This window comes from Wolbachia endosymbiont of Diaphorina citri (genome assembly GCF_013096535.2).
Classification (GTDB): domain Bacteria; phylum Pseudomonadota; class Alphaproteobacteria; order Rickettsiales; family Anaplasmataceae; genus Wolbachia.
Genome location: NZ_CP051265.2, coordinates 379,121 through 402,129, shown reverse-complemented (window position 1 = coordinate 402,129; position 23,009 = coordinate 379,121). Strand labels below are relative to the sequence as shown.

The window sequence follows — 23,009 nt, the reverse complement described above, 5'->3', positions numbered from 1 at the left end:
GTAGTGATTATTTATTTTCTTCCAACCTTAACAAAAAATAAATTTTCAGGATTCAGTAAAGAACTTGCCAATTTGTTTACTTCCTCTAATTTAATATTATTAATGATATTCGTATAATTATTTATATTGTTAACATCACGATCGTCTATCTGCATACTATCCAGCAACATTGATGTATTCGCATTATTGGATAGGAAAGAGAAGGTAAGGTTATTTACTAAACTGGTTTTTGCATCCTTGAATAATTGTTCGTCAATTCCTTCCTTTTTTATTCTGCTAAATGTATCTTTTACTGCTGATATAGCTTTGCTAGCAGTAGAACTATCAGTACTTATAAATCCAGATATAACATTCCCATGTTTATTTGTAATATTACTTGCACTAACACCATAAGTAATACCTAGATTTTGTCTCAACTCTTTCATCAGTATTGAGTTTAGACTCATACCACCAAGTGCATTAATCAAAACACTAGCATTATAGTAATTAGGGTCTTCATATGCTATGCCTTTTTGAGCAAAAAGTATTACACTCTGTGGTATATCCATAAAAACGCTCTTACTTTCTGCAGGCCCAAATTCATTTTTTACAGATATCTTTCTAACTTTCGATCTTTTTGATGGTAACTTAGATAAATATTTATCGAGCAGCGTACTAACTTGTTCTTTTGTTGCACAACCAACAATACTAATAACGATATTATCCTTAGTAAAACTACGCTTTATGTATGTTAAAACATCGTCTCTAGTAATGCTCATTATAGTGTCTAGAGTTCCATATGGATCTCTTGAGTAAGGATGTTTTTTGAACAACAACGTATCCAACTCTTTTGCAGCAATAAAATAAGGATCTTTTTCAAAATTATTAAAGTTTACTTTGGCTTTTTCAAAAACTCTATTCAATCCTTCAGGATCAACTTTAGGACGCATTATAGCATCACTCAGTAGTGAAATTGCATCCTCTAAATTCTCAGATAAAGTATTTAATGAAACCCTAAATGCTTCTAAACCAGCAGTAAAATTTAAACTAATTCCTTTATCCTCAAGCTTTTTTATAAAATCTTTGGCATCATTTTTTCCTGCTCCTTCTTGAATTACAAGAGAAGTAAACCAAGCAAGCCCCTGCTTTTCTGCACTTTCATACACGTAACCTGCATCTTTGAATGATATATTGAGTGAAACTTTTGGTAAATCACGGTTTTCAACAAACAGAAACTCAAGCCCTTTATTAGTAGTAACCTCCTCTATATTTAGGTAGCTGCTCGCCTGCAAATTAAAGCCCAGACAGAAAAAAAGTAGAAATAAAAGTTTACTTACTCTCATCATTATTACCTCCTTTTGGTAGCAAACGGCCGACTAATTTATTAGTAGAAAAAATAGTACGAATTTTGTGATTTACATCTTTCAGATTGACATCATTAATTTTGCTATATGAAATGTCTATTTCATCAAGTGGGATACCTAGTGCTAGACGTGGTATATAAAATATTGCTACACTAGTTAAATCAGATAGATTATCAAACTGTGCTGCTTTGTATTTAGACTTTGTGCTTTGCAACTCTTCACTTGTTATTCCTTCAGAGTTAAAGTGATTAATAGAATGTTCTAACTCTCTTGCAACAGCATCCAAATTTACCCCGCTTTTTGGAGTTACCCGAATCTCAATGTAACCATTACTAAAAGCTAAGCTATTATAATAAGCAAACACTTCTACTGCTACATTCTTATCTAGAACTAAATCTTTATATAGCTTACTAGACTTGCCATTTCCCAAAACATCAACTGCTAAATCAACAGGAAAAGTTTCACTTATTTGCTCAAATAAAGGAACACGATAGCGAAAGTATAAAACTGGCTCTTTTACTTCAGTGCTTTCTAAAATGACCGATATGTCCGCATTATGTACTGGATCTTGGTTTGGATAATGCTTAACTAAAGGCTCAGCTTTAATTGCACCATATTTTTCCTTTGCTAATTCCGCTACTTCTTCAAATTCTACATCACCAACAACGAGCAGTATAGCATTACCTGGATGATAATAGTTATCATGAAACCTTGTTATGTCATCTTGATTGTAAGTTTTAATATCGCTTTCCCAACCAATAACAGACCTACCATAACCATTACGATAAAATGCACTGTTCATTTCCTCCCATAGTAAAGCTTCAGGATTATTATCAAATCTCATCTTTCTTTCTTCTAATACGATATTTTTTTCTCTATCTATTTTGTCTTGAGTAACATCAAAATTGCCCATTCTATCTGCTTCAATTTCCATTGCTAGTGGTAAATCTTTTTTGAGAACTAATTCGTAGTAGCAGGTGTATTCTTTAGTGGTAAAAGCATTAAATTGGGCCCCAATGCTGCCCAAAGTGGATTCTATGTCTTTAAATTTTCCTGTAGTTTCAAACATTAAGTGTTCAAAGTAGTGAGCCAATCCTGCTTTGCCAATTGGGTCATCCATTCCCCCAACTTTATATATTATTGCATGAAAAACAGCTGGAATTCGGTGATTAGGTACTACATAAACATCCAATCCGTTACTGAGCTTAGCATGCTTTATGATTTCAGCTTCCAAAGAAATCGGACAAATGAAAAAAAACACAGATAGTATAAAAAAACTAAAGAATTTGCGAAGCATTATTTCATTCCTCATTTTGCTTAGAGATAGACCTATCATATATATACCACTTATATAACAATGTAAACATTCCACAAACTATAGATAGATCAGCTAAATTAAAGGCTGGCCAATACCAATCATTGATATGAAAATATATGAAATCATATACAGCGCCCCAATAGATTCTATCAATTACATTTCCGATCGCTCCACCAATCATCAGAGAAAAACTAAGGTAAATTGACTTATCATTAGATTTATATATCAAGTATGCAAGTATACCAATTATTAATATTGAACATGCCGAAAAAAAGAAGCTGCCATGCGGCAGAGTACTACACATTCCAAAGCTAATTCCTGAATTCCAAACTTCAACTAATTTCATAAAACTAGTAATCTCGATTGACTCCCCCTCATCAATCAATGAGTTTATATACAATTTACTTGTTTGATCGAATGATACTATAATCAATATAATAACTAAACATATCCTTTTCATAAGTTTATCTTTAACTGGTAAGCCTTCATTATATCACGGTCTATCTGTTTTGTTAACTCGTTAATACTATGGAATTTTTTTTCTGCCCTAATAAATTTTAAAAGTTGTATGTCAACCTTAAAATTGTATACATTTTCGTTGAAGTCAAATATATGCATTTCTACTATAGGTTTTTTTAAGTCCTTAAATGTAGGTCTCATACCAATGTTGACTACTCCATATAGCCAACTTGAACTATTTTCAGAAAATGCAACTTTGGCGTAATATGTACCAAGCTTAGGTTTTATCATGTAATCTTCTATCGGAATGTTTATGGTTGGAAACCCTATTTCTCTACCTCTACATGCACCTTTTGTTACAATACCAGAAACTTGATAAGACCTACCAAGCAATTTATTAGCAATTTCTATTTCGCCTTTTTGTAAACACTCCCTGATTGAGGAAGAAGAGCAAATTTTTCTATCGATTATCAATGGCTCTAATTTAGTTAAAGAATATTCATACATCTGAGAATATTTTTCTAGAGTTAATATGTTACCCAATCGTTTGTGACCAAAAGTACAACTTTCTCCAACAGTGATATGTTTAGCACCATACTTCTTTACCAAAATCTTACCAATAAAGTCATCGCAGCTAACCTCAGAAAAACCTCTACTAAAATTAATAATATACAAGTAATCTATACCATAGCTGCTGATTAGTTCCTTTTTTTGTTCTTGGTCTATTAACCTAAAATTGTTCCTACTAAATAAAACAGTTGATGGGTGAGGCTCAAAAGTTAAAACTGCAGAGGGTAATCCTCTTTCTTGTGCTACATCCTTTAGATTGGAAATTGCAAACTTATGTCCTAAATGAACGCCATCAAAATTTCCGAAAGTTAGTGCCACATTATCTTTTATCCCTTGCTCACAGTTGTAAATAATTTTCATACAATTTGATATTTTATATATATATTTTTTATATATAATAGTTGTATTTTATGAACTATAGAGATAAATCGTGAAAAACACTAAAGGAAAAGTTGTAATATATGTGAAGAAGTACTGCCCATTCTGCAAGAAAGCAAAAGAGTTATTGGATGAAAAAGGTGTGAAATACGAAGAAATTGATGTACTTAGAAACTCGGATTTGTTTGACAGTATAAAATCAAAATATAACGTCAGGACAGTTCCACAAATTTTTATTACTGATGAAAATGGTGATTATGTGCATCATATTGCTGGATGTGACAAATTGATGGATCTTGAAAAAGAAGGAAAGTTGGATAATATGTTAAATAACAATGAAGATAGCATTAATGCAACAGCTTACACAAGTGGTAGTGATGAACACGAGGGGTGTATTGTATTACATCATGATGATCTTGTGTGATTTTTTTGTCTTACTGTTGTTGGCATAACCGCTTTAAACAATTTTTAATGAATTAAAAATACAATTCATCTAGTGAGTTTTTTTAGTGGGAAAAAAATGATAAAAAATATTATAATTGTTAGCAAAAACTTAATTAGTATTGAATTAATTAACAAACAAGATTTAGAGAGTTTCATCAAGATTTTCACAGTGCTTGATAAGCATATAGCAGCTAAAACTCTTTTTACAGAAGAAGTGACAATAGAGTATAAACAACACAATTGCATAGAAGTTGTTGAATTGATAAAAGATACAGGTTTTACATATCATGATGTTGAGAGTGTGTTAAATCACCTAAGTAATCATGGAATGAAAGTACCAAGCAGCGTTATAGCAAGCACCCTTTCTTCTTCATACAATCACGCACTTGAGTCTAAGGATGTAGCATTCGCCTGTTCTAAAGGGTTGCCACAATTTTACATCAGGGTAAATAAGAATACCTTTATAATGACTCCTATAAGTGAAGAAGATCTGGAATTGAGTTCACAAAATAGCGAAATGCTTATAGAGTCATTAAAGAGCGAAAAAAGTACTTATGATTGTATAGTCGAAGAAAATATCATCAAAGTTGTAGTGCATTCTGAAATACACCAAGCTATAAACTCGATTACAAAATCACTGATAAAGTCTTGCCTTTTAGCAAGAGATGAAGAAGAAAAATTCAAAGAGAAATTGAGACAACTTGCTTTTAAAGATCAAGCTTTTGTTGAGTATTCTAGCATCAAAACTATCCATAGATATCCGCACAACCATCCTCTGAGAAAGCATGAAAGTGTTATTAAAGATATAGAAAATATTTTATGTGATTTCATAATAAACGAGAACAGCGGGTTTGCTATAGAGCGGTTAAATAGACTGGGCTCAGAAGTTTCTCCAAATACTCCAAGAATCATCACTAAAACTATAGATAAGCTTGTTAAGTTTCACTAAAATGTTGTTAGAATGGTTTTAGCCAATGTCTACATATATTTTTACTGATTGAGTGGAGCCATTGAGCTGCTCTCTGTCATCCCAGCGTTTAACACTGGGATGATGTTGTTGTATGGTATCTACCTTCTCGTATAGATGATAGGTTTCTAATTCTTTATAGTCTACCAATCCAGTAGTTCCATTTACTTGACTCATGTCAAACCTCCATTTTTATCTCAATTATATTTTGCTTCTCGTTTTGACACACTTTTTTGAACATTCCCTTAAAGTTAGTAATTTATAGATTTTTCTAAAAAATTATCTTATCCTAGATAAGAATTTCCTAAAAAAATAAATGTAATAAATAAAATGCCAATCTTAAATATTGCTATGTTTCACGATAGCTCCTTAATTTGGCACGTATGGTTTGTTAAACACTTCCAGAATTACTTAAAACCACTACAGACTATATCTTTCTGTATAATCTTTAAATGCACCTCTATTGGAGTCAAAATGTAGCTTCACACTGCCAATTGGCCCGTTTCTTTGTTTTGCAATGATCAGCTCTGCAATATTTCTAATTTTCTCCATTTTCTCTTGCCACTCTCGATGTTTATTACTTCCTTCATTTGGTTGCTTTCTTAATTCATAATATTCTTCTCTATAGAGGAACATTACTATATCCGCATCCTGCTCTATGCTTCCTGAATCACGTAAATCAGAAAGTTGTGGTTTTTTATCATCCCTCTGCTCAACAGAACGAGAGAGCTGCGATAGTGCAACAATGGGAATATTTAGTTCCTTTGCAATTGCTTTCAAACCCTGCGTCACTTCTGAAATTTCTTGCACTCTATTTTCACTACTCCTTTTTGTTGTTCCTCGAATTAATTGCAGATAATCGATAAATACCACCTCTACATTGTATAGCTGATATAGCAGTCGTATTCTGGTACGAAGGGCACTAATTGATAGAGCAGGAGTGTCATCTATAATGAAAGGTAATTCAGATAGTCCTGTACTAGCATTAATGAATTCATGTAATTCAAAATCACTAATTCTCCCAGTCATTGCCTTATAATAACCAATACCTGAATCTATGGTAATCAATCTTGCAGTCAATTGCTCTGCTGACATTTCAAGTGAGAAAAACGCTACGTAGTGTTGTTTGTCTGTTCTTTTTTGCAAAATCTTACAAGCATTAAGTGCGATGTTCAGTGCCAATGCTGTCTTCCCCATTGAGGGCCTTGCAGCTATAATTAACAGATCAGATTTCTGCAAACCACCAAGAAGCTGATTTAGATCTTGAAGTCCGGTTGTAATACCTAGAGCCTCTGGATTATTTTTTAGCTTGCTAATCTTCTCAACCACATCTTTAATTGAACTTGCAAGCTTTATGTATGTTTTCTCACCTTGCTTTTTTACTGCTAAATTGAACAATTTTGTCATTGCTTGCTCAATTTGTACCTGTGCAGGATTTTCGATGTCATAGTTATAACTATCGTCAATTGTCTCTTGTCCGAGCTTGATTAAGCATCTTCTTAAATAAGTATCACGGATTATTCTGGTCAAGCTATAGATATCAAGAGCAATACTTGCCTTCGCTGCAAGCTTTGCTAGGTACTCAACTCCACCACATTCGGCAAATGCTTTATCATTTTCAAAAAACATCTTAAGGCTTAGTTCATTGGCAACTATGCCGTGTTTTCTGGTTTTAGATATCTGGGTAAAAATGCTTTGATGTAGTGGATCGTAGAAATTGTCTGCTGCAATTATATCTTCAACTGCATCACAAATTCTATTATCACGAATCATTGCACCAATGAGCATTTGCTCTGCTTCTAAATTATGTGGCAATTTACATATTTCTTCTCTTGAATTAATAAGGTTAACTAATTCATTCATTTTAAGTTTTTAGAGTAATGATTGATTATTGTAGAATATTCAATCTCGACTTAAAAGAGAAAAAATTTGACTAATCCTGTGTTGCTTATAGCATTAAAATAGGCCCCTGTGGTGAAATGGTAGACACGGCAGACTCAAAATCTGTTGCTTGCAAGAGCATGCTGGTTCAAGTCCGGCCAGGGGCACTCAAACATTGGAAAATGCATATATGTTACATAAATTTTTTAGTCGTTTATTTGCCATTCTTTCTTCTATAAATGCTATTCAAAAAGTGAAAAAGGATGATAATGGAATATGCTATGTAACGGGACTTAGACGCTATTTGTCAGTGCTACTTGATTTAATCATCATCGTTTTATTTTTACAGTTTTGCGGTCAGGCCTTAAATCAACTCTTTATGAGCTCGGAGAGCAGTAAAATATTAGGCCAAATTGCTGCAAAATATCAAATGCAGGTGCCACTATCTGCAGAGGAAACAGCAATGCAGAGTAAACTAATAAAGTTACTAGTTCTAAATCAGATAGTTCAATTTATTATGCTTTTTAGTTATGTAGCATATATGTGGATAAGATTTGGCGCTACACCTGGAAAATTCTTACTTGGACTTAGAGTTGTGAATGCACAAACTTTTGAAAAATTGACTCTGAAACAAGCAACAAAGAGGTTTTTTTCCTTCATATTGTCAACTGCGCCATTATTCTTGGGTTTTATATGGGCAAACTTCGACAAACGCTGCCAAACTTGGCACGATAAGATCGCAGACACAGTGGTTGTCATAAATAAGAGTCTTAAGCGTGATAAAATGAACTAAATTCGTTAAAAATAAGAAAATTTTAATAGTTTTATTAATAAATTTGATCAAATACTTAACTAATGATATACTAAGTTGATTAAGCTTATAGTTGGAAATGAATATGTTAAGCCTCTCTGAAGATTCAATGAATTCTATTGGTAATAGTTTTGAGCATATCAGTTGTGAGGAAATAGACAAAACACTTCAAGCTTTAGAGTTACTTTTAAGTAAAGCAAAAACTTTGGAATTCAGAGACTCTCTTGAACAATTAAAATCATTTCTTAGTAAAGAAAATCATGTTCAATCTGATCATCTTCCTGTAGATCAAATATATAAGGATTTAACAGAATCTTTAGATAAAGAAGCTGATTTAGATCATAATGCTTTATACATAGTTTTAGGGTTAGGCGAAGGACAAGCTGGATTAGACTATGCTTCTGACCTTTCTGATCTGATAAAAGGGCAAATTGCAGGATTTGATAAAGAAAAATTACGGGAAATGTGTACCTTCAGCAAAATTTCCTATGGTAATGTGGATAGAAAATTAGAGAAAGGTGAATACAAAACTAAAAGGGAATTTGAAGAAGAAGGTTATCAAATTATAAAATTTTACGACAATGACTCCATTCAGAATGAATATTGCTTGGATACCGATTATAAATTAGAACAACATGATGTTGGCTATGCTTTAACTGGTAGCAATTCATATAATCGAGATGCTGGTTACATTTTTATTAAAGATAAGGAAGTAACTATAGCTTACCATGGTACTCGCGATTTGAATGATGTGAAGGAAGATCTTCGTGCTTCTTTAGCTAAATTGTCATTTTTATCTGAAGATCATCGTGTCCATTCTGGTTTTTACTCTTTATTCAAGCGCTCTTGGCCCAGCGTACATAAAATATTACAAGGGCATGCTAATGATAAAGGATTAGCAATCAAAGATTTAAAAATCAATGTTACAGGCCATAGCATGGGAGGTGCTCTTGCTAGTATAACTGCTTTATGTCTTAATAAAACAGAAGGTACTGAAGATGTTCATGTTGCAACTTTTGGTTCTCCACGAGTTTTCTATAATGATGCCGCTGAAGTTTACAATCAGTGTCTTGGAAATAAGACTGTTAGAGTAGCGTGTCAATCAGACCCGGTACCATGTTTGCCACATGGTAATGCTGGTATGCACTATAAACATGTAGGTAAACCATTAAAATTAGAAACGGGTAAAACTCTGGAGTATTTAGAACCACACTATCATAAAATTGATACCTATTATAACCTTATTCAGGAAGTAGAGCAGGAAAAATTTAAATCAGACAATAACGCATCTAAGTATCGTCATATTGCTTATATTTTTGGCCTATTTTACCATGCAGTTTTGTCAAATGTTGATGTGGGTGATAAGGAATTTTTTGAAAAAGTTAAACAAGAAAATAAAGACATTAAGCTTTCTGAGATACCAATTCAATATGATCCAAATTTAGAAAAGAAACTAAAACAAAAAGAACAAAAATTAATTCAACTACAGGAAGAGTTAAGTAGTATACAACAAAGTTTGGATGAAGAAACTGAGGAACTTAAAGGGACAAAAGATCAGCTTGCAGAAAACAAAGCAGAGTTGGATGAGCAAATTAGCAAAGTAACTAGGCTTAACGGTACTGTAGAAAAACTTGAAGAAACAAATGCTGGATTAGAAAGAAAGAATAGTAATCTGACTAATCAACTGAAGAAGCTTGAGAAAGCAAAAACTAAGCTAGAAGAAAAGGTAGAATGTGCAGAAAAAGAGCTAAAGGATGCTAGAGCTCAATTCAGAGAGAGTGAGGGAGGGCTAAGGGAAGTAAAAGCTCAACTTGAACAGGAAAATAGTGATTTGTCTAGTCAAGCAAGGGAGCTTGAAAGGAAATGTGAGCAAACAGAAGTTCAACTTGTAGCATCAAAGCAAAAATTAGCTAAAGAAACTAGTAAAGTCATGCAACTTAGCAAAGAATCTAATGAAGCAAGAGCTCAGCTTGAAAAGAAGAAAAAAGAGATTGGAAAGCTAAAAGATCAAGTAGATCAAATGACTATACAAAACAATCAATTGGAAGGGCGGCTGGATGATGCAAAGCAAGGTCTAATTGATAAAACTGATGAAGTAACCCGATTAACACAGGTTGCTGATACGCTAAATGGTCGGGTAGCTCAATTGACTACACAAAATGATCAGTTGGAAGGGCAGCTGAATGATGCAAGACAATCGTTCGCTGATCAAATAATGCAACGCGAAAATGAAAATAACGACTTAAAGACAAAGCTGCAAGAAATTGAAAACAAAAGTGAAGTACTAGAGAAGAGTCTACAGAAGCAATTTGAAAGCAAGAATGAAGAGCTAAGTGAAAAATTCTTGAAAGCAAGAACTTACAGTAAAAGGCAAGGTAATTATGCTTCTGTTTCTTTTGTATTATCTGGAGCACTTGCTGTTGGTACAAGTCTAACAATTCTTCATTTAGCAATGTGTATTTCGCTTGCTGTAGCTGCATTAGCTTTTCTTACAGTAGGGTGTTACTGTTCTTATAAGGCAAATACCACATTTAACAATGTAGAAATCGAAAATTGTAGTTATAGAATAGCTGCTTAGATATTAAGTTAGTAATTTAAATACTCTTTATTGCTAGTTATTATGCCATCGCTTTAATTTGTTTGTGTTTTACTAAAAAAACTTTAGATTATACTTTATAATTGATACTAAAATATGATTTGGAGTTTATTGCAAACAGGGCAAAAGGAGGGCTATAAAATTGCGTATACTAATGCTCGTATTATCGACCCGGAAACTAAACTTGATATAAAAGGTTCGCTATTGACTGAAGGGGATAAAATTGTTGATTTTGGCGAATCATTATTTTCAACAAGTGGAGTTGACGAAACAATAGACTGTAAAGGGCTTGTTCTAATGCCAGGCCTTATTGACATTCACGTACATTTTCGTGAACCAGGGCAGGAACATAAAGAAACTATATATACAGGTAGCAAATCTGCAGCTGCGGGAGGTGTTACAACTGTAGTTTGTCAGCCGAACACTGCTCCAGCAATTGATAGCGTTGTTTTGGCTAAATATTTGAAATATAGAGCATTTGAAACTTCGCATGTGAATGTTGAATTTTACGCTAAAATCACCACTTCGGAAGAACACCTGACTGAAATGGCACTTTTAAAGGAAGCAGGTGCGGTTGGGTTCACTGATGATGGCATGCCAGTTATGAACCCAATGATTATGAGACAGGCGCTGCTTTATTCAAGCATGCTGGGTGTTCCTATTGCTCAACATGCAGAAGATTTAAATTTATCAGCAGGTGGTGCAATCAACGAAGGTAAAATTTCTGAAGAATTGGGAGTAAAGGGAATCTTGAGTGCATCAGAATCGGTTATGGTAAGTCGCGATATACTGCTCATGAAAGATATGGAGAATGTGCACTACCATATTTTACATGTCTCTTCAAAAGATTCACTTGATGCTATTAAACGAGCAAAAGATTTGGGGTTAAATGTTACATGTGAAGTAACTCCTCATCACTTTACTTTAACTGAAGATATAGTAAAGCAACATGGAACAATTGCAAAAATGAATCCACCACTGCGTACAGAGGAAGATCGTTTAGCTATGATTGAAGGTTTAAAGACAGGTGTGATTGATTGTATTGCAACCGATCATGCTCCGCATGATCTTAGTTCTAAGGATTTGCCACTTGAAAATGCTGCATTTGGTATTGTTGGCCTTGAAACAATGCTGCCCATTTCACTTGAACTATATCACAGTGGACAAATGGGTCTACTTGATGTGCTTGCAAAATTGACATATAAGCCTGCAGATATCATACATGTGCCACGTGGCCGCATACAGAAAAACCTTGCAGCGGACTTAATTTTAGTTGATTTGGATCATGAATGGAAAATTAAAGTTGACAACTTTGCTAGTAAATCAAAAAATTCCCCTTTCGATGGACGCAAAGTGAAAGGGCGCGTAATACGTACCGTTGTGTCTGGCAAAACTGTATATTTACAGAAGAATTAGTTATCATACAGTTGCGTTCTCAATTTCAATCAATTGTAAATATTCAATATAAGTGGTAAAATATAGCCACTGAATAAAAAATATATGCTAATTAGTACGACATCGGAGCTGGAGAATGCATGTGAAGAATTGATGGCAAAAGATCCAAAATTTATAGCAGTGGACACAGAGTTCATTAGAAACAATTTAACCTACTATCCTAGATTATCACTAATTCAAATTTCTTACGGAGAGAAGAGTTTTATTGTAGATGTGTTAGTACCGGAAATTGACTTATCGCTTATTAAGAAAATAATGCTGAATCGAGAAATAACCAAAGTTTTTCATAGTTGTCGGCAAGACATAGAATCCTTACTCACCGTGCTTAAATGTGTTCCTACTCCCATTTTTGATACCCAAGTTGCTGCTATGTTTTGTCATTATTATCACGACTTTATTGGTTATTCAAAAGTAGTAGAGCAATATCAGGGGGTAGCGCTGGATAAAATTAAAGCTAAAAATTCAGACTGGTTAAAACGGCCATTATCTGAGGATCAATTAGATTATGCAGTAAATGACGTGATACACCTATATGACCTACACCAAATATTGTGCAATAAACTTGAAGAAAATAATAGGATGGGCTGGTTTCAAGAAGAGATGGAATCAATAGTTGATGTCAATAAGTATTTGCATAATCCAAAAGATGCATGGAAGAGGATTAAATTTAATTATGAAGCAAATCCAAGGTTGATGTTAACTGTTAAAGCAGTTAGTGAGTGGCAAGAGACCTTAGCACAGCGTTACAATATAAATCGTAATAAGGTAGTCAATAATGCCGTAATAACTGGTTTAATTGAAAAAAACGTGGAACATATTGATGGCATTTTAGATGACCTTAAGAGAAACACAAAAAATATAAAAGAGGAAGATTTATTAGAATTTATAGATATTTTCAATGAGAATGAGAAGGAATTTGTGCAGCAAAATTATACTCTGTCAGATAATTATGATAAATCTGTATTTGATATACTCTCGATTATTTTGGAGAGCAAATGTAAGGAAAATAACATATCAAGAAAGTTAATTTCATCAAAAGATGAGTTAGCTGGCTCAATATCTGGGCAGATAGATAAACTATTCAAGGGATGGAGATATGATTTTTTCGGCAGATCAGTAGAATCGTTTTTGAATGCAGGCTCAAGGTTTGAAATTTTAATGGTAAAATCTGCTGATAGTACAGCTAAAATTCGGAGTAATCTGGTGGAGAATAACCGTATCACGTGCTGAGGTCTAACGAATTTATTATGTCTTTCACTTGAGAAAAAACATTTGCGCTGGTATCGATGATGAAATCACTCATTTGCCTTTTTTCTTCAATAGGTAGCTGAATACTGGACATTAGATCCAGCTTTTCTTTATCCATATTACGCTCACTGAGCCTTTGAGCTTGTACAGCGCTATCTGCATGGATAAAAACAATAAAATCGCAATATAAACGGAATCTAGTTTCCAACAGGAGTGGAATGTCTAGAACTAGAAATTTTCTGTCGTTTTCTTTCTCCTGAGCAATAAAAATTTCTAATTCATTTCGCACGGCAGAATGCACTAAAGATTGGAATTGCTTCCAATTTTCATCATAAGCTAAAAAATATTTAGATAATACTTTCCTGTCTATCTCATCGTTTGCTACTACTCCAGGAAATTTTTCTTCTGCGTAACTTATTATGTTTTTGTTTACTTTATAAAGCTGGTGCACGACAGAGTCGGCATCAAACAAAGCGGCACCAAATTCTTTAAAGCAATTGGCTATAAAGCTCTTCCCAACTCCAATTCCACCTGTTAGACCTATTATCATATAGTAAAAGACTTCTAAAAAGAATATATGTCGTAGCTGTTATGTCTACTTAAAACTGAATGTTTGGGCATCAAAAGAAAAGCTATTATTTTTTTAGTAATTAAGTAAAATAGAGTGAAAGATTAAGAGGAAATTTTGAAAAATAAGATAAAAAAGATAGTGATTTCAGGAAAAGAAGTGTGGCCGATTATCGAAGGTGGCAAAGGCATTGCAATTAGTGACGGAAGATCAAGTGGATCATTCGCTGCAGCAGATGCTGTTGGTACGTTTTCTGGTGCAAATGCTAAACTTATCGATGACAATGGCGAACTGGTACCACTAATTTATAAAGGTAAAACAAGAAATGAAAAGCACGAAGAGTTAATTAAGTATAGTATTGAGGCTGGAGTTAGTCAAGCAAAAATAGCGAATGAAATATCAAAGGGCCGTGGAAGAATACATATGAACGTGCTTTGGGAAATGGGAGCAGCAGAACAAGTCCTTCATGGCATATTAGAAAAAGCAAAAGGCTTAGTTCATGGCATCACTTGCGGTGCTGGTATGCCTTACAGGCTTGGAGAAATTGCAGCTAAATATCAAGTTTATTACTATCCTATTATCTCATCGGCGCGCGCTTTTAAAGCGTTGTGGAAACGTGCTTACCAAAAAATATCTTCTTTTTTACTTGGTGGAGTAGTATATGAGGATCCGTGGCTTGCTGGTGGTCACAATGGACTCAGTAATAGTGAAGATCCAGAATTATCACAGGCTCCATTTGAAAGAGTTACAGAGCTTAGATCTTTCATGAATGAAGTCGGTCTTTCTGAAACGCCAATTGTTATGGCGGGGGGAGTGTGGAATTTGAAGGATTGGGAACATTGGTTTGACAATTTACAAATCGGACCAATAGCTTTTCAGTTTGGCACTCGTCCACTTTTAACAAAAGAAAGTCCGATTTCTACAGAATGGAAAAAGAAGTTACTTACTTTAGAAGAAGGTGATGTATTTTTAAACAAATTTAGTCCAACAGGATTTTACTCATCTGCAGTAAGAAATAGCTTCATACATGAGCTACAGGAACGAAATTCACGTCAAATGAAATTTTCAGAAAGTGTGAGTGGAGAGTTTAATAATGAATTTGCAATGGGTAGCAGAGGTAGAAAGATTTACCTCACTGCAAAAGACAAAGAGCTAGCAAATGCATGGATTAAAGCAGGGTATACAGAGGTAATGAAAACTCCAGATACAACTGTTATTTTTGTGACACCAGGCAAATTTGCGAAAATAAGACAAGATCAAATTAATTGCATGGGATGTTTGAGCCATTGTCTGTTTAGCAATTGGAAAGATCATGGTGACCATTCAACAGGGCGAAAACCAGATCCACGAAGCTTCTGTATACAAAAGACACTGCAAAACATTATACATGACGGTGATATTGAAAATGAACTTATGTTTTCTGGACACAATGTATACAAATTTAAGCAAGACCCATTTTATGAGAATGGCAACGTACCAACAGTAAAGGAGCTGGTGGAAAGAATATTGACAGGTTTATGACTAACTTGACAAGAAGACATTATTCTATATAATTTATAGTAATAACTGTTTATTAATTTAATCTTAATTTGAGGAGAATATCTATGCGCGATAGTGTTTTAAAAAGGTATGCACTTGCCTATATAAAAGAAAATGGCAGTGACAAGAATGTTCAAGAATTTTTACGTTCTCGTGGTATGCAAAATATTGAGGACTGGAGTGATAAAAATTTTGAAAATGCGTATAAGGAATTTAGGCGCTATAACCTAACTAATGAACACAATATAAGAAGTGATCGACGTGATAGTAGGCAACAACCTACAAGCCCTCAGGTTACACACGTACATGTACACAAAGAGGTTTAGATTTTTGGGATTATTTTCTACTTCGTAGCCTGTTTAGTGGTAATACTACAGTGATAAATAACCTTGGTTTCGGTAGCAGTAACCAGCCAAGCAGAGAAGATAAGAAAAAAGACGCAGAAGACAACATGAAATCATTGGCTTTAGGTATAGTAGTTGCAGTTGTGTGTATGGGTTTTCATGGTTTAATGTGTTATTTGTATAACAGCAGCGAAAAAACGGCTAGAAAATCAGAAAAGGTAGATTACCTGGATAATAAGCTTAAAATGTTCAGAAATATAGAATTTGCAGTTGGTGCAATTTCTTTAGCAGCTTTGATAGGTTGCGCTATTAACCCAGTCTTACCAGTTTGGGGTTTAGTCATTCTTGGCATTAATTCTCTTGTGTGTCTTGTTGGTGGTGTGGCTTTTCATATGAACCATGAGAAAGAGTCAGAAAATATTAAGAAGGCTGAAGAAGCGGTAATTAACTATTATAAATCAGGACCTGGATATGATTTGGGAGATTCTTCTCATCGCGAGGCACCACCTCCTTACGATTTTAATACTGCTCCAACTGCTCCTTCTTATGATGACACCAGACCTGGTAGGTTGTTTTCTCATTCTAATGCGGAAAAACATTCTGAAAATCATGGATGTACGTATGAACATTGATTTTTAGAAGGTAAATTGTACAGCAAATGGTCAGGGCTTTACACTGGAATCCAGCTTTTTTGTAATTTTATTGAACATGTTGTATAGTCGTTTGTTTACAATTAATTTTTCTGGATCCCAGTGTCTGGGCACTGGGATGACATTTTTGTGTTTGAGGCAAAATCTGCTATAATATTTAACACACTGCTTTCACAGACGAATGTTTGTACAGTTGTTAAGTTATAGACAACAATATCATAGCAACTCAAACGTAAGTTACTCACATTATACCGCTGCAAAACGCAGCGGTATAATGGATTTTCAGATTGCTTGTCTGGTAGGATATGTATTGATTTTTATTACTAGTGCAGATACGATAAAGCTTTAAACAGTACAAAATGGAGCAATTTGAGAGCTTTTACGTTACTACGCCAATATATTACGTAAACGACAAGCCACATATCGGCCACGCATATACTTCCCTTATTTGTGATGTTACAGCTAGATTTATGAAATTAGCTGGAAAGAACGTCAAGTTTACTACTGGTACAGATGAACATGGACAGAAAATTGAAAAAGCGGCTAAGGTAAAGGGAATAGAGCCAAAAGAATTTACAGATGAAATCAGTGTTACGTTCAGAAAATTGGCTGAGCTAATGAACTTTGATTATAATGATTTTATTCGCACCACAGAAGAACGTCATGAGAAAGCAGTTATAGCTCTATGGAATAGGCTTGAAGAGAGAGAACAAATATATCAGGATTCTTACTCAGGTTGGTATTCAGTTCGTGATGAAGCGTTTTATCAGGAATCGGAGTTGATAGATGGCAGAGCACCAACAGGCGCTGAAGTTCAGTGGATAAAAGAAGAGAGCTACTTTTTTCGTTTGTCAAGTTGGCAAAATAAATTACTAGAGTTATACGAAAATCAGCCGAATTTCATCTTTCCTGAGAGCAGAAAAAACGAGGTGGTATCGTTTGTAAAATCAGGACTTACTGACCTTTCGATTTCTCGTACTAGTTTTAATTGGGGAATAAAAGTACCAGGGAATGACAAGCACGTAATTTATGTTTGGATAGATGCGCTCACTAACTATCTCACGTCAATAGGCTTTCCTAATATAGAAGATGAGGAATATAAGAAGTTTTGGACAAACTCCTTCAACGTTCATGTGATCGGTAAAGACATACTGCGTTTTCACGCTGTATACTGGCCAGCTATTCTTCTTGCAGCAGATTTACCACTGCCAAAACAAATTGCAGTTCATGGTTGGTGGCTAAACGAGGGGGAAAAAATATCCAAATCTCTTGGTAACGTTATAGATCCAATTGATCTTGCAGAAGAGTTTGGTGTTGATCAACTACGCTATTTTCTCCTTCGGGAAGCAAGTTTCGGTCAAGATGGTAATTTCAGTAAGAAGAACATGATCAGCCGCATAAACTCAGAGCTGGCAAACAATATAGGCAATTTAGTGCAAAGAACAATTTCATTTCTGCACAAGCAATGCTTTGGAGTTGTACCAGTGGTCGATCGCAATTTGCTTAAAGATGATGAGAGTTTGCCAAATTGTAAAGCCATACTTGATCAAGTAACGAATCATCTCTCAAAGTATGAGTTTAATCATATTATATTTTTAATTATCAATATCTCTTCTGAGGCTAATACTTATATAGATAAAAGTGCACCTTGGACACTCAGTAAAACCGATAGAGAGCGCATGAATTTAGTGATTTATAAATTACTCGAATATATCAGAATAATTGGCATTTTATTGAAGCCAATCGTTCCAAAATCAGCAGAAATGATACTCGATCAGTTGCAAATTCCAAAAGAACAACGTGATTTAAAATCTCTGTGCAACGCATGCGTAGGTTTAGACATTACACTGCCCAAACCTACACCGATTTTTTTGAGGGTGAATATTTAAAGAACCCTTAGTAAACCATTCATAAACCAGGCTGAACTGGTCGTTCTGTAATTAATTGGCTTAATTTAACAGAATCAAAAGAAGTGCCTTGGCGTTTTGATGTGTTTATAACATTATCTACTTTAGGGTAAGATAAATTATCAAGGATACCACCGTCTATAATTTCCTCTAAATCTTCTGATTTATGCAAATCCTTAAACCATTGAGGTTCAGGACTGTTATCATTCTTCTTTGCACTACCAACGAGACTGTCCCATGGGTTACTAAGAACAGAGAATATTCTGCTCATCACACTCTGAGAAACATCTTTATGATTTGTGCTATCCTCTGCAGTTGTGAAACACTGGTCTCCATATCGCTTGTTAGCATCATATAATATCTTGGTCGCCTCATCGATCTTACTTTGCATAGTTTGTTGATCAGCGGAACAAGTAAATGGTAAGCTTGAGGTATAATTAACCATACTATTGTCAGATTGCACTAGACTGTTATGAATAGGATCAAACTTATTAATAAACATTGTTGATGCTAACGTTCCTAGCCCTAATAATAATGACATTTTTGCTGCAGGGATTGGATTATTTGATGATTGCATAGAACTTTTTACACTGTTAAGCTTCTCTTTTTCTGCTACTGCATTCATTTTTGGTTGATTACCTTCTTCTCTAAATAAATTGCTAAGAGCTTCAGAATCTAAAACCTCTTCTCGATTTTTTTCTTTACGCTCTTTATGCACTCTCTCAGCATCTTCATCAGAATGAATAATGTATTCTACCTTTTTATCTAATTGTTTTTGCATTTCAGCTTTTTCTTTGGCATTTTGAGCATCTAAATAAGAAGAAGTAACTTTTAGCTCTTTGCTCTTTTCAAAAATATCTCTATTTTTACCTTCTATCTCTTTTGCTTGATTAGTCAATTGAGTATCTTTCTCAGAGATAGCTCTGTCTTTGCCTTCTATCTCTTCTGCTTGATTAGCCAATTGAGTATCTTTCTCAAAAATAATTTTGTTTTTATTAACTAATACAGCCGAAAGTGCAATGACTATAGCAGAAAATACAGCACCGCCAATAATAAATGGAAGGCCAACACTTAATGCTGCAGCTGGAGCTAAGAAACCAACATAAGGAGCTGCAGCAAACACTCCTGATGCTAAAAGAGTTGCTGTAGCTAAAGTACTACTGATAACATAAGGCGCGTTAGCCTTATTAAACATATGTTTCATTATATACCTCACTAAGTTTATTCTAGCATGGATAATAAAATATGACAATCTTTTTTTATTAATAAACTACACTAGTTGAAGAAGACAGAAGCGTAGATTCGCAAAAAGATCGATCTGTACAATTTCCTTCTCTATTATCCGATTTTTTTCTGATTACACACTGAACTTTTTTCTCGGATAATGTTTATGCAATTGATTTTTAGCTTGATCTTACTCAACTAAAGCTAAGTTATTAGAAGTTACCTGATTTGTTTGAGCATTATCAATTTGAGTATTTTGTTGTCTGCATTGAGTATAATATATAATAGCTACAGTTCCAACAGCAGCTCCAACACAAGCAGCTCCAGCAATTAAGGCAATTTGATTAAAGCTCTCGTTATAACCTGTCTTAAAGCCTTCACTGTAGCCTTTTTTATAGCCCTCCATATAACCATCTTGATAACTTTTTTGTTTTGCAAAAAAACCATAAGCGTATGTAAACAATACTCCTCCTGCAGCGTAAAATATACCCTGTATTCCAGGTTTTATTACGTCTGGAACAAGCCTGACGCCATTCTTTATTTCTTGTACTATAGAAATTGTTGTTAAGTTCTTCATATTAAAATCATTGATATTCATTTTTTGTAGAGAATCTGCTTTTTCTTGTTTTATATGAACTTAGAAAATTTTTATTGATAAATGACTTTAGGTTTAAAATTGAGGAAGTGGTTGCTATATATATCAGCAAGTATGAGTTGAATTTATATTATGGACTTGAATAAATTTACAGAAAAAGCAAAAAGCCTAATCCAGAGCGCTCAAATGAAAGCATTGGGAGCTGGGCATCAGATTTTTATGCCTGAACATTTACTTAAAGTAATGCTTGAAGATGAGTCAGGTTTAGCTCAGGATTTGATAGGCGCTTGTGGTGGAAATGTTCAGAATATTTCTAATGCTGTTGATAGTGCAATTAAAAAATTTCCAGTGATTGAAGGGCCAGGAAGTGGCGGCCTTCAGCTTTCAAGAGAGGTAGCAAAAGTTTTTGAGGATTCAATCGGTATTGCGAGGAGGAATAAAGATACATTTGTTACAGTTGAGCGGTTACTGCAGGGCCTTGCTGCACAAAAAGATGGTAAAATTTTAGCAGAAGGTGGTATAACACCGCAAAAATTAAATTCAGTTATTGCAGAAATGAGAAAAGGTGGCAATGCAGACTCTCCAAATAGCGAGGAAAAATTAAATGCGGCAAAGAGGTATACAAAAGATATTACAGAGCTTGCTATGCAAGGTAAGCTTGATCCTGTAATTGGTCGTGATGAGGAAATCAGAAGAACTATGCAGGTATCGCTTAGGCGAACAAAAAATAATCCAGTACTGATAGGTGAACCTGGTGTTGGAAAAACTGCAATAGTTGAAGGTTTAGCAAACAGAATTGTTGCAAATGATGTACCACTTGGTTTGCGTGATGCAAAAGTTTTAGCTTTGGATCTTGGTGCATTAATTGCTGGAACAAAATTTAGAGGGGAGTTTGAAGAGAGAATAAAAGCAGTGATTAATGAGATTTCAAAAGCAGAGGGAAAAGTTATTTTGTTTATAGATGAGCTTCATACTTTAGTGGGAGCAGGAGCGACAAGTGGTGCGATGGATGCTTCAAATTTGCTCAAGCCTGCTCTTGCGCGTGGAGAAATTCGCTGTATAGGGGCTACAACTTTGGATGAGTATCGTCAACATATAGAGAAAGACCCTGCGCTTGCAAGGCGTTTTCAGCCTGTGTTTATTTCTCAACCGACTGAGACTGATACTATTTCAATACTGAGGGGTTTGAAGGAGAGGTATGAGGTGCACCATGGTATTAGAATCACAGATGGTGCAATAATCGCTGCTGCAACGCTTTCTAATAGATATATAACAGATAGGTTTTTACCTGATAAAGCGATCGATTTAATTGATGAAGCAGCAAGTAGGGTTAGAATTGAAATGGACAGCAAGCCTGAGGTTGTTGATGAGCTTGAAAGAAAGATTATACAGCTGAAAATTGAGTCAGAGGCTTTGAAAAAAGAAAGTGATGAAAACTCTAAGCAACGTTTAAAAAAGATAAATGAGGAAATTGAGAGTCTAAACAGTAAATTTGCTGACTTAAGCAGTAAATGGCAGATGGAAAAGAATAAAATAGCTAAAATACAAGAAACTGCTGAAAAATTGGATAACGCGAGGAAAGATCTAGAATTGGCTCAGCGCAATGGAAATTTAGGAAGGGCAGGGGAGTTGATGTATGGTGTGATTCCTCAACTTGAAGATGAGTTAAAAAATCAGGAAAAAGTTACTGATAGTTTCCTAAAGAAAGAAGTTACTGAGAGTGATATTGCAAATATTGTTTCAAAATGGACAGGCATTCCAGTTGATAACATGATGCATAATGAAAAGGAAAAGCTCCTTAACATGGAAAATGAAATAGGAAAAAGAGTAATAGGGCAGAGAGATGCAATTGAAGCGATAAGTAATGCAGTAAGGCGCTCTCGTTCTGGTGTTCAGGATACTAATCGACCTTTTGGTTCATTTTTATTCTTAGGTCCAACCGGAGTTGGAAAAACAGAGTTAGCAAAATCTCTTGCCGAATTTTTGTTTGATGATCAATCAGCACTTCTACGCTTTGATATGTCAGAGTATATGGAAAAACACTCCGTTTCAAAGTTAATTGGTGCGCCTCCAGGATATGTTGGTTATGAACAAGGTGGCAGGTTAACTGAAGCAGTGAGGAGAAGACCATATCAGGTAATTTTGTTTGATGAGATAGAAAAGGCAAATCCAGATATATTTAATATACTACTGCAGATTTTGGATGAAGGTAGACTCACCGATAGCCATGGCAAATTAATTGATTTTCGTAATACCATACTAATTTTAACTTCTAACCTTGGAGCTGAGATGATGCTAAGAGGAGCTACCGAATCTGTGAAAGATGAGGTGATGAAAATAGTTAAGTCAGCGTTTCGTCCAGAATTTTTAAATAGACTGGATGAAATTATTATATTCCACAGCTTAACCAAAGATGACATTGATAAAATTATAGATGTTCAATTCTCTTATTTACAAAAGATGCTTGCTAAGCGTAAACTGAGTATTAGTTTATCGCAAGAAGCTAAAGAACTAATAGCAAAAGCTGGATATGACCCTGAATATGGAGCGCGGCCTCTGAAAAGGGTAATACAAGAATGCATTCAAAATAATCTAGCTAAGTTAGTTTTATCGGGGGAAATAGTAGAAGGAGATGAGCTAATAGTGTATACTTCTGGTAACGAAATCTTAGTTAAAAAGATCTAGATTCGCTGTGTATTTTTGTTTTGAAAA

The 23,009-nt window shown here is 34.6% G+C and carries 20 protein-coding genes and 1 tRNA gene; 12 read left to right on the top strand and 9 right to left on the bottom strand.

Going from position 1 to position 23,009, the window contains the following annotated elements; genetic code table 11:
* Nucleotides 1-11: 11 nt before the first annotated feature.
* The 4 genes from HGO49_RS01745 to ribF are packed head-to-tail and all read right to left on the bottom strand — an operon-like array spanning nt 12 to nt 4,050.
* A complete protein-coding gene (locus tag HGO49_RS01745) occupies nt 12-1,322 on the bottom strand; it encodes a M16 family metallopeptidase (RefSeq protein WP_026092598.1) in 1,311 nt (436 codons plus the stop codon).
* Nucleotides 1,309-2,640 carry a M16 family metallopeptidase gene (locus HGO49_RS01740; RefSeq protein ID WP_026092597.1) on the bottom strand — a complete coding sequence of 444 codons (1,332 nt, stop codon included), beginning with the start codon at nt 2,638-2,640 and terminating at the stop codon, nt 1,309-1,311. The genes HGO49_RS01745 and HGO49_RS01740 overlap by 14 nt, the downstream gene beginning before the upstream one ends.
* 4 nt (nt 2,641-2,644) lie before the next feature.
* Nucleotides 2,645-3,121, bottom strand: coding sequence for a signal peptidase II (lspA, locus tag HGO49_RS01735; protein WP_017531772.1), 477 nt, complete (start codon nt 3,119-3,121; stop codon nt 2,645-2,647).
* A complete protein-coding gene (ribF, locus tag HGO49_RS01730) occupies nt 3,118-4,050 on the bottom strand; it encodes a riboflavin biosynthesis protein RibF (protein ID WP_017531771.1) in 933 nt (310 codons plus the stop codon). Before ribF ends, lspA begins: the two co-directional genes overlap by 4 nt.
* 70 nt (nt 4,051-4,120) lie before the next feature.
* Between ribF and HGO49_RS01725 the strand changes: the two genes are divergently transcribed.
* Together HGO49_RS01725 and HGO49_RS01720 are read left to right on the top strand one after the other, a co-directional pair.
* Nucleotides 4,121-4,492, top strand: a complete 372-nt coding sequence (locus HGO49_RS01725; RefSeq protein ID WP_017531770.1) for a glutaredoxin — start codon at nt 4,121-4,123, stop codon at nt 4,490-4,492.
* Nucleotides 4,493-4,588: 96 nt separating this feature from the next.
* On the top strand, nt 4,589-5,461 hold the full coding sequence (locus tag HGO49_RS01720; RefSeq protein WP_017531769.1) for a hypothetical protein: 873 nt from the start codon (nt 4,589-4,591) through the stop codon (nt 5,459-5,461).
* 18 nt (nt 5,462-5,479) lie between these two features.
* Here the strand turns inward: HGO49_RS01720 and HGO49_RS01715 are convergent, their stop codons facing one another.
* The gene (locus HGO49_RS01715) at nt 5,480-5,656 is read right to left on the bottom strand and encodes a hypothetical protein (RefSeq protein WP_017531768.1); all 177 of its coding nucleotides are present in this window, start codon (nt 5,654-5,656) and stop codon (nt 5,480-5,482) included.
* A 243-nt stretch (nt 5,657-5,899) separates the two neighbouring features.
* Nucleotides 5,900-7,342, bottom strand: a complete 1,443-nt coding sequence (locus HGO49_RS01710) for a replicative DNA helicase (protein WP_017531675.1) — start codon at nt 7,340-7,342, stop codon at nt 5,900-5,902.
* A 102-nt stretch (nt 7,343-7,444) separates the two neighbouring features.
* On the opposite strand from HGO49_RS01710, the gene HGO49_RS01705 reads away from it, so the two are divergent.
* The 5 genes from HGO49_RS01705 to HGO49_RS01685 all read left to right on the top strand — a co-directional run bounded on the left by HGO49_RS01705 (nt 7,445) and on the right by HGO49_RS01685 (nt 13,452).
* A tRNA-Leu gene (locus HGO49_RS01705) sits at nt 7,445-7,527 on the top strand.
* A gap of 23 nt (nt 7,528-7,550) precedes the next feature.
* Nucleotides 7,551-8,153, top strand: coding sequence for an RDD family protein (locus HGO49_RS01700; protein WP_026092583.1), 603 nt, complete (start codon nt 7,551-7,553; stop codon nt 8,151-8,153).
* Nucleotides 8,154-8,256: 103 nt separating this feature from the next.
* Nucleotides 8,257-10,749 (top strand): lipase family protein, encoded by a 2,493-nt coding sequence (locus HGO49_RS01695; protein WP_040754533.1) that lies wholly within the window; start codon nt 8,257-8,259, stop codon nt 10,747-10,749.
* Between the two features lie 114 nt (nt 10,750-10,863).
* A complete protein-coding gene (locus tag HGO49_RS01690) occupies nt 10,864-12,183 on the top strand; it encodes a dihydroorotase (protein WP_026092582.1) in 1,320 nt (439 codons plus the stop codon).
* Between the two features lie 84 nt (nt 12,184-12,267).
* On the top strand, nt 12,268-13,452 hold the full coding sequence (locus tag HGO49_RS01685; RefSeq protein ID WP_017531672.1) for a ribonuclease D: 1,185 nt from the start codon (nt 12,268-12,270) through the stop codon (nt 13,450-13,452).
* On the opposite strand, the gene coaE is transcribed toward HGO49_RS01685, so the two are convergent.
* Complete coding sequence (gene coaE / locus HGO49_RS01680) at nt 13,442-14,020, bottom strand: dephospho-CoA kinase (protein WP_017531671.1); 579 nt, start codon at nt 14,018-14,020, stop codon at nt 13,442-13,444. The two genes, HGO49_RS01685 and coaE, sit on opposite strands and share 11 nt — an antisense overlap.
* 135 nt (nt 14,021-14,155) lie before the next feature.
* Between coaE and HGO49_RS01675 the strand changes: the two genes are divergently transcribed.
* From HGO49_RS01675 to metG, 4 genes are all read left to right on the top strand, one after another.
* A complete protein-coding gene (locus HGO49_RS01675) occupies nt 14,156-15,559 on the top strand; it encodes an NAD(P)H-dependent flavin oxidoreductase (RefSeq protein ID WP_017531670.1) in 1,404 nt (467 codons plus the stop codon).
* Nucleotides 15,560-15,642: 83 nt separating this feature from the next.
* Nucleotides 15,643-15,903 carry a hypothetical protein gene (locus HGO49_RS07205; RefSeq protein WP_017531669.1) on the top strand — a complete coding sequence of 87 codons (261 nt, stop codon included), beginning with the start codon at nt 15,643-15,645 and terminating at the stop codon, nt 15,901-15,903.
* Between the two features lie 50 nt (nt 15,904-15,953).
* A complete protein-coding gene (locus tag HGO49_RS01670) occupies nt 15,954-16,553 on the top strand; it encodes a hypothetical protein (protein ID WP_017531668.1) in 600 nt (199 codons plus the stop codon).
* 377 nt (nt 16,554-16,930) lie between these two features.
* Nucleotides 16,931-18,460 carry a methionine--tRNA ligase gene (metG, locus tag HGO49_RS01660; RefSeq protein ID WP_026092581.1) on the top strand — a complete coding sequence of 510 codons (1,530 nt, stop codon included), beginning with the start codon at nt 16,931-16,933 and terminating at the stop codon, nt 18,458-18,460.
* 19 nt (nt 18,461-18,479) lie between these two features.
* Here metG and HGO49_RS01655 read toward each other — a convergent pair whose 3' ends face one another.
* Nucleotides 18,480-19,682 carry an AAA family ATPase gene (locus HGO49_RS01655; RefSeq protein WP_172758349.1) on the bottom strand — a complete coding sequence of 401 codons (1,203 nt, stop codon included), beginning with the start codon at nt 19,680-19,682 and terminating at the stop codon, nt 18,480-18,482.
* A gap of 210 nt (nt 19,683-19,892) precedes the next feature.
* Entirely contained in the window at nt 19,893-20,300 is a 408-nt protein-coding gene (locus HGO49_RS01650) for a hypothetical protein (protein ID WP_017531665.1), read from the bottom strand.
* Between the two features lie 129 nt (nt 20,301-20,429).
* Here HGO49_RS01650 and clpB point away from each other — a divergent pair, with 129 nt between their 5' ends.
* Nucleotides 20,430-22,982: an ATP-dependent chaperone ClpB gene (gene clpB, locus HGO49_RS01645; protein WP_017531664.1), complete on the top strand. Its 2,553-nt coding sequence runs from the start codon at nt 20,430-20,432 to the stop codon at nt 22,980-22,982.
* Nucleotides 22,983-23,009: the final 27 nt, after the last annotated feature.

Excerpts from the sequence above, each read along its gene's own strand:
- HGO49_RS01710 (WP_017531675.1), bottom strand. The coding sequence starts at position 7,342 with ATGAATGAATTAGTTAACCTTATTAATTCAAGAGAAGAAATATGTAAA.
- clpB (WP_017531664.1), top strand. The coding sequence starts at position 20,430 with ATGGACTTGAATAAATTTACAGAAAAAGCAAAAAGCCTAATCCAGAGC.
- ribF (WP_017531771.1), bottom strand. The coding sequence starts at position 4,050 with ATGAAAATTATTTACAACTGTGAGCAAGGGATAAAAGATAATGTGGCA.
- HGO49_RS01685 (WP_017531672.1), top strand. The coding sequence starts at position 12,268 with ATGCTAATTAGTACGACATCGGAGCTGGAGAATGCATGTGAAGAATTG.
- HGO49_RS07205 (WP_017531669.1), top strand. The coding sequence starts at position 15,643 with ATGCGCGATAGTGTTTTAAAAAGGTATGCACTTGCCTATATAAAAGAA.
- HGO49_RS01720 (WP_017531769.1), top strand. The coding sequence starts at position 4,589 with ATGATAAAAAATATTATAATTGTTAGCAAAAACTTAATTAGTATTGAA.
- HGO49_RS01715 (WP_017531768.1), bottom strand. The coding sequence starts at position 5,656 with ATGAGTCAAGTAAATGGAACTACTGGATTGGTAGACTATAAAGAATTA.
- HGO49_RS01745 (WP_026092598.1), bottom strand. The coding sequence starts at position 1,322 with ATGAGAGTAAGTAAACTTTTATTTCTACTTTTTTTCTGTCTGGGCTTT.
- HGO49_RS01740 (WP_026092597.1), bottom strand. The coding sequence starts at position 2,640 with ATGCTTCGCAAATTCTTTAGTTTTTTTATACTATCTGTGTTTTTTTTC.
- HGO49_RS01655 (WP_172758349.1), bottom strand. The coding sequence starts at position 19,682 with ATGAAACATATGTTTAATAAGGCTAACGCGCCTTATGTTATCAGTAGT.
- HGO49_RS01690 (WP_026092582.1), top strand. The coding sequence starts at position 10,864 with ATGATTTGGAGTTTATTGCAAACAGGGCAAAAGGAGGGCTATAAAATT.
- metG (WP_026092581.1), top strand. The coding sequence starts at position 16,931 with ATGGAGCAATTTGAGAGCTTTTACGTTACTACGCCAATATATTACGTA.
- lspA (WP_017531772.1), bottom strand. The coding sequence starts at position 3,121 with ATGAAAAGGATATGTTTAGTTATTATATTGATTATAGTATCATTCGAT.
- coaE (WP_017531671.1), bottom strand. The coding sequence starts at position 14,020 with ATGATAATAGGTCTAACAGGTGGAATTGGAGTTGGGAAGAGCTTTATA.
- HGO49_RS01650 (WP_017531665.1), bottom strand. The coding sequence starts at position 20,300 with ATGAATATCAATGATTTTAATATGAAGAACTTAACAACAATTTCTATA.
- HGO49_RS01700 (WP_026092583.1), top strand. The coding sequence starts at position 7,551 with ATGTTACATAAATTTTTTAGTCGTTTATTTGCCATTCTTTCTTCTATA.
- HGO49_RS01695 (WP_040754533.1), top strand. The coding sequence starts at position 8,257 with ATGTTAAGCCTCTCTGAAGATTCAATGAATTCTATTGGTAATAGTTTT.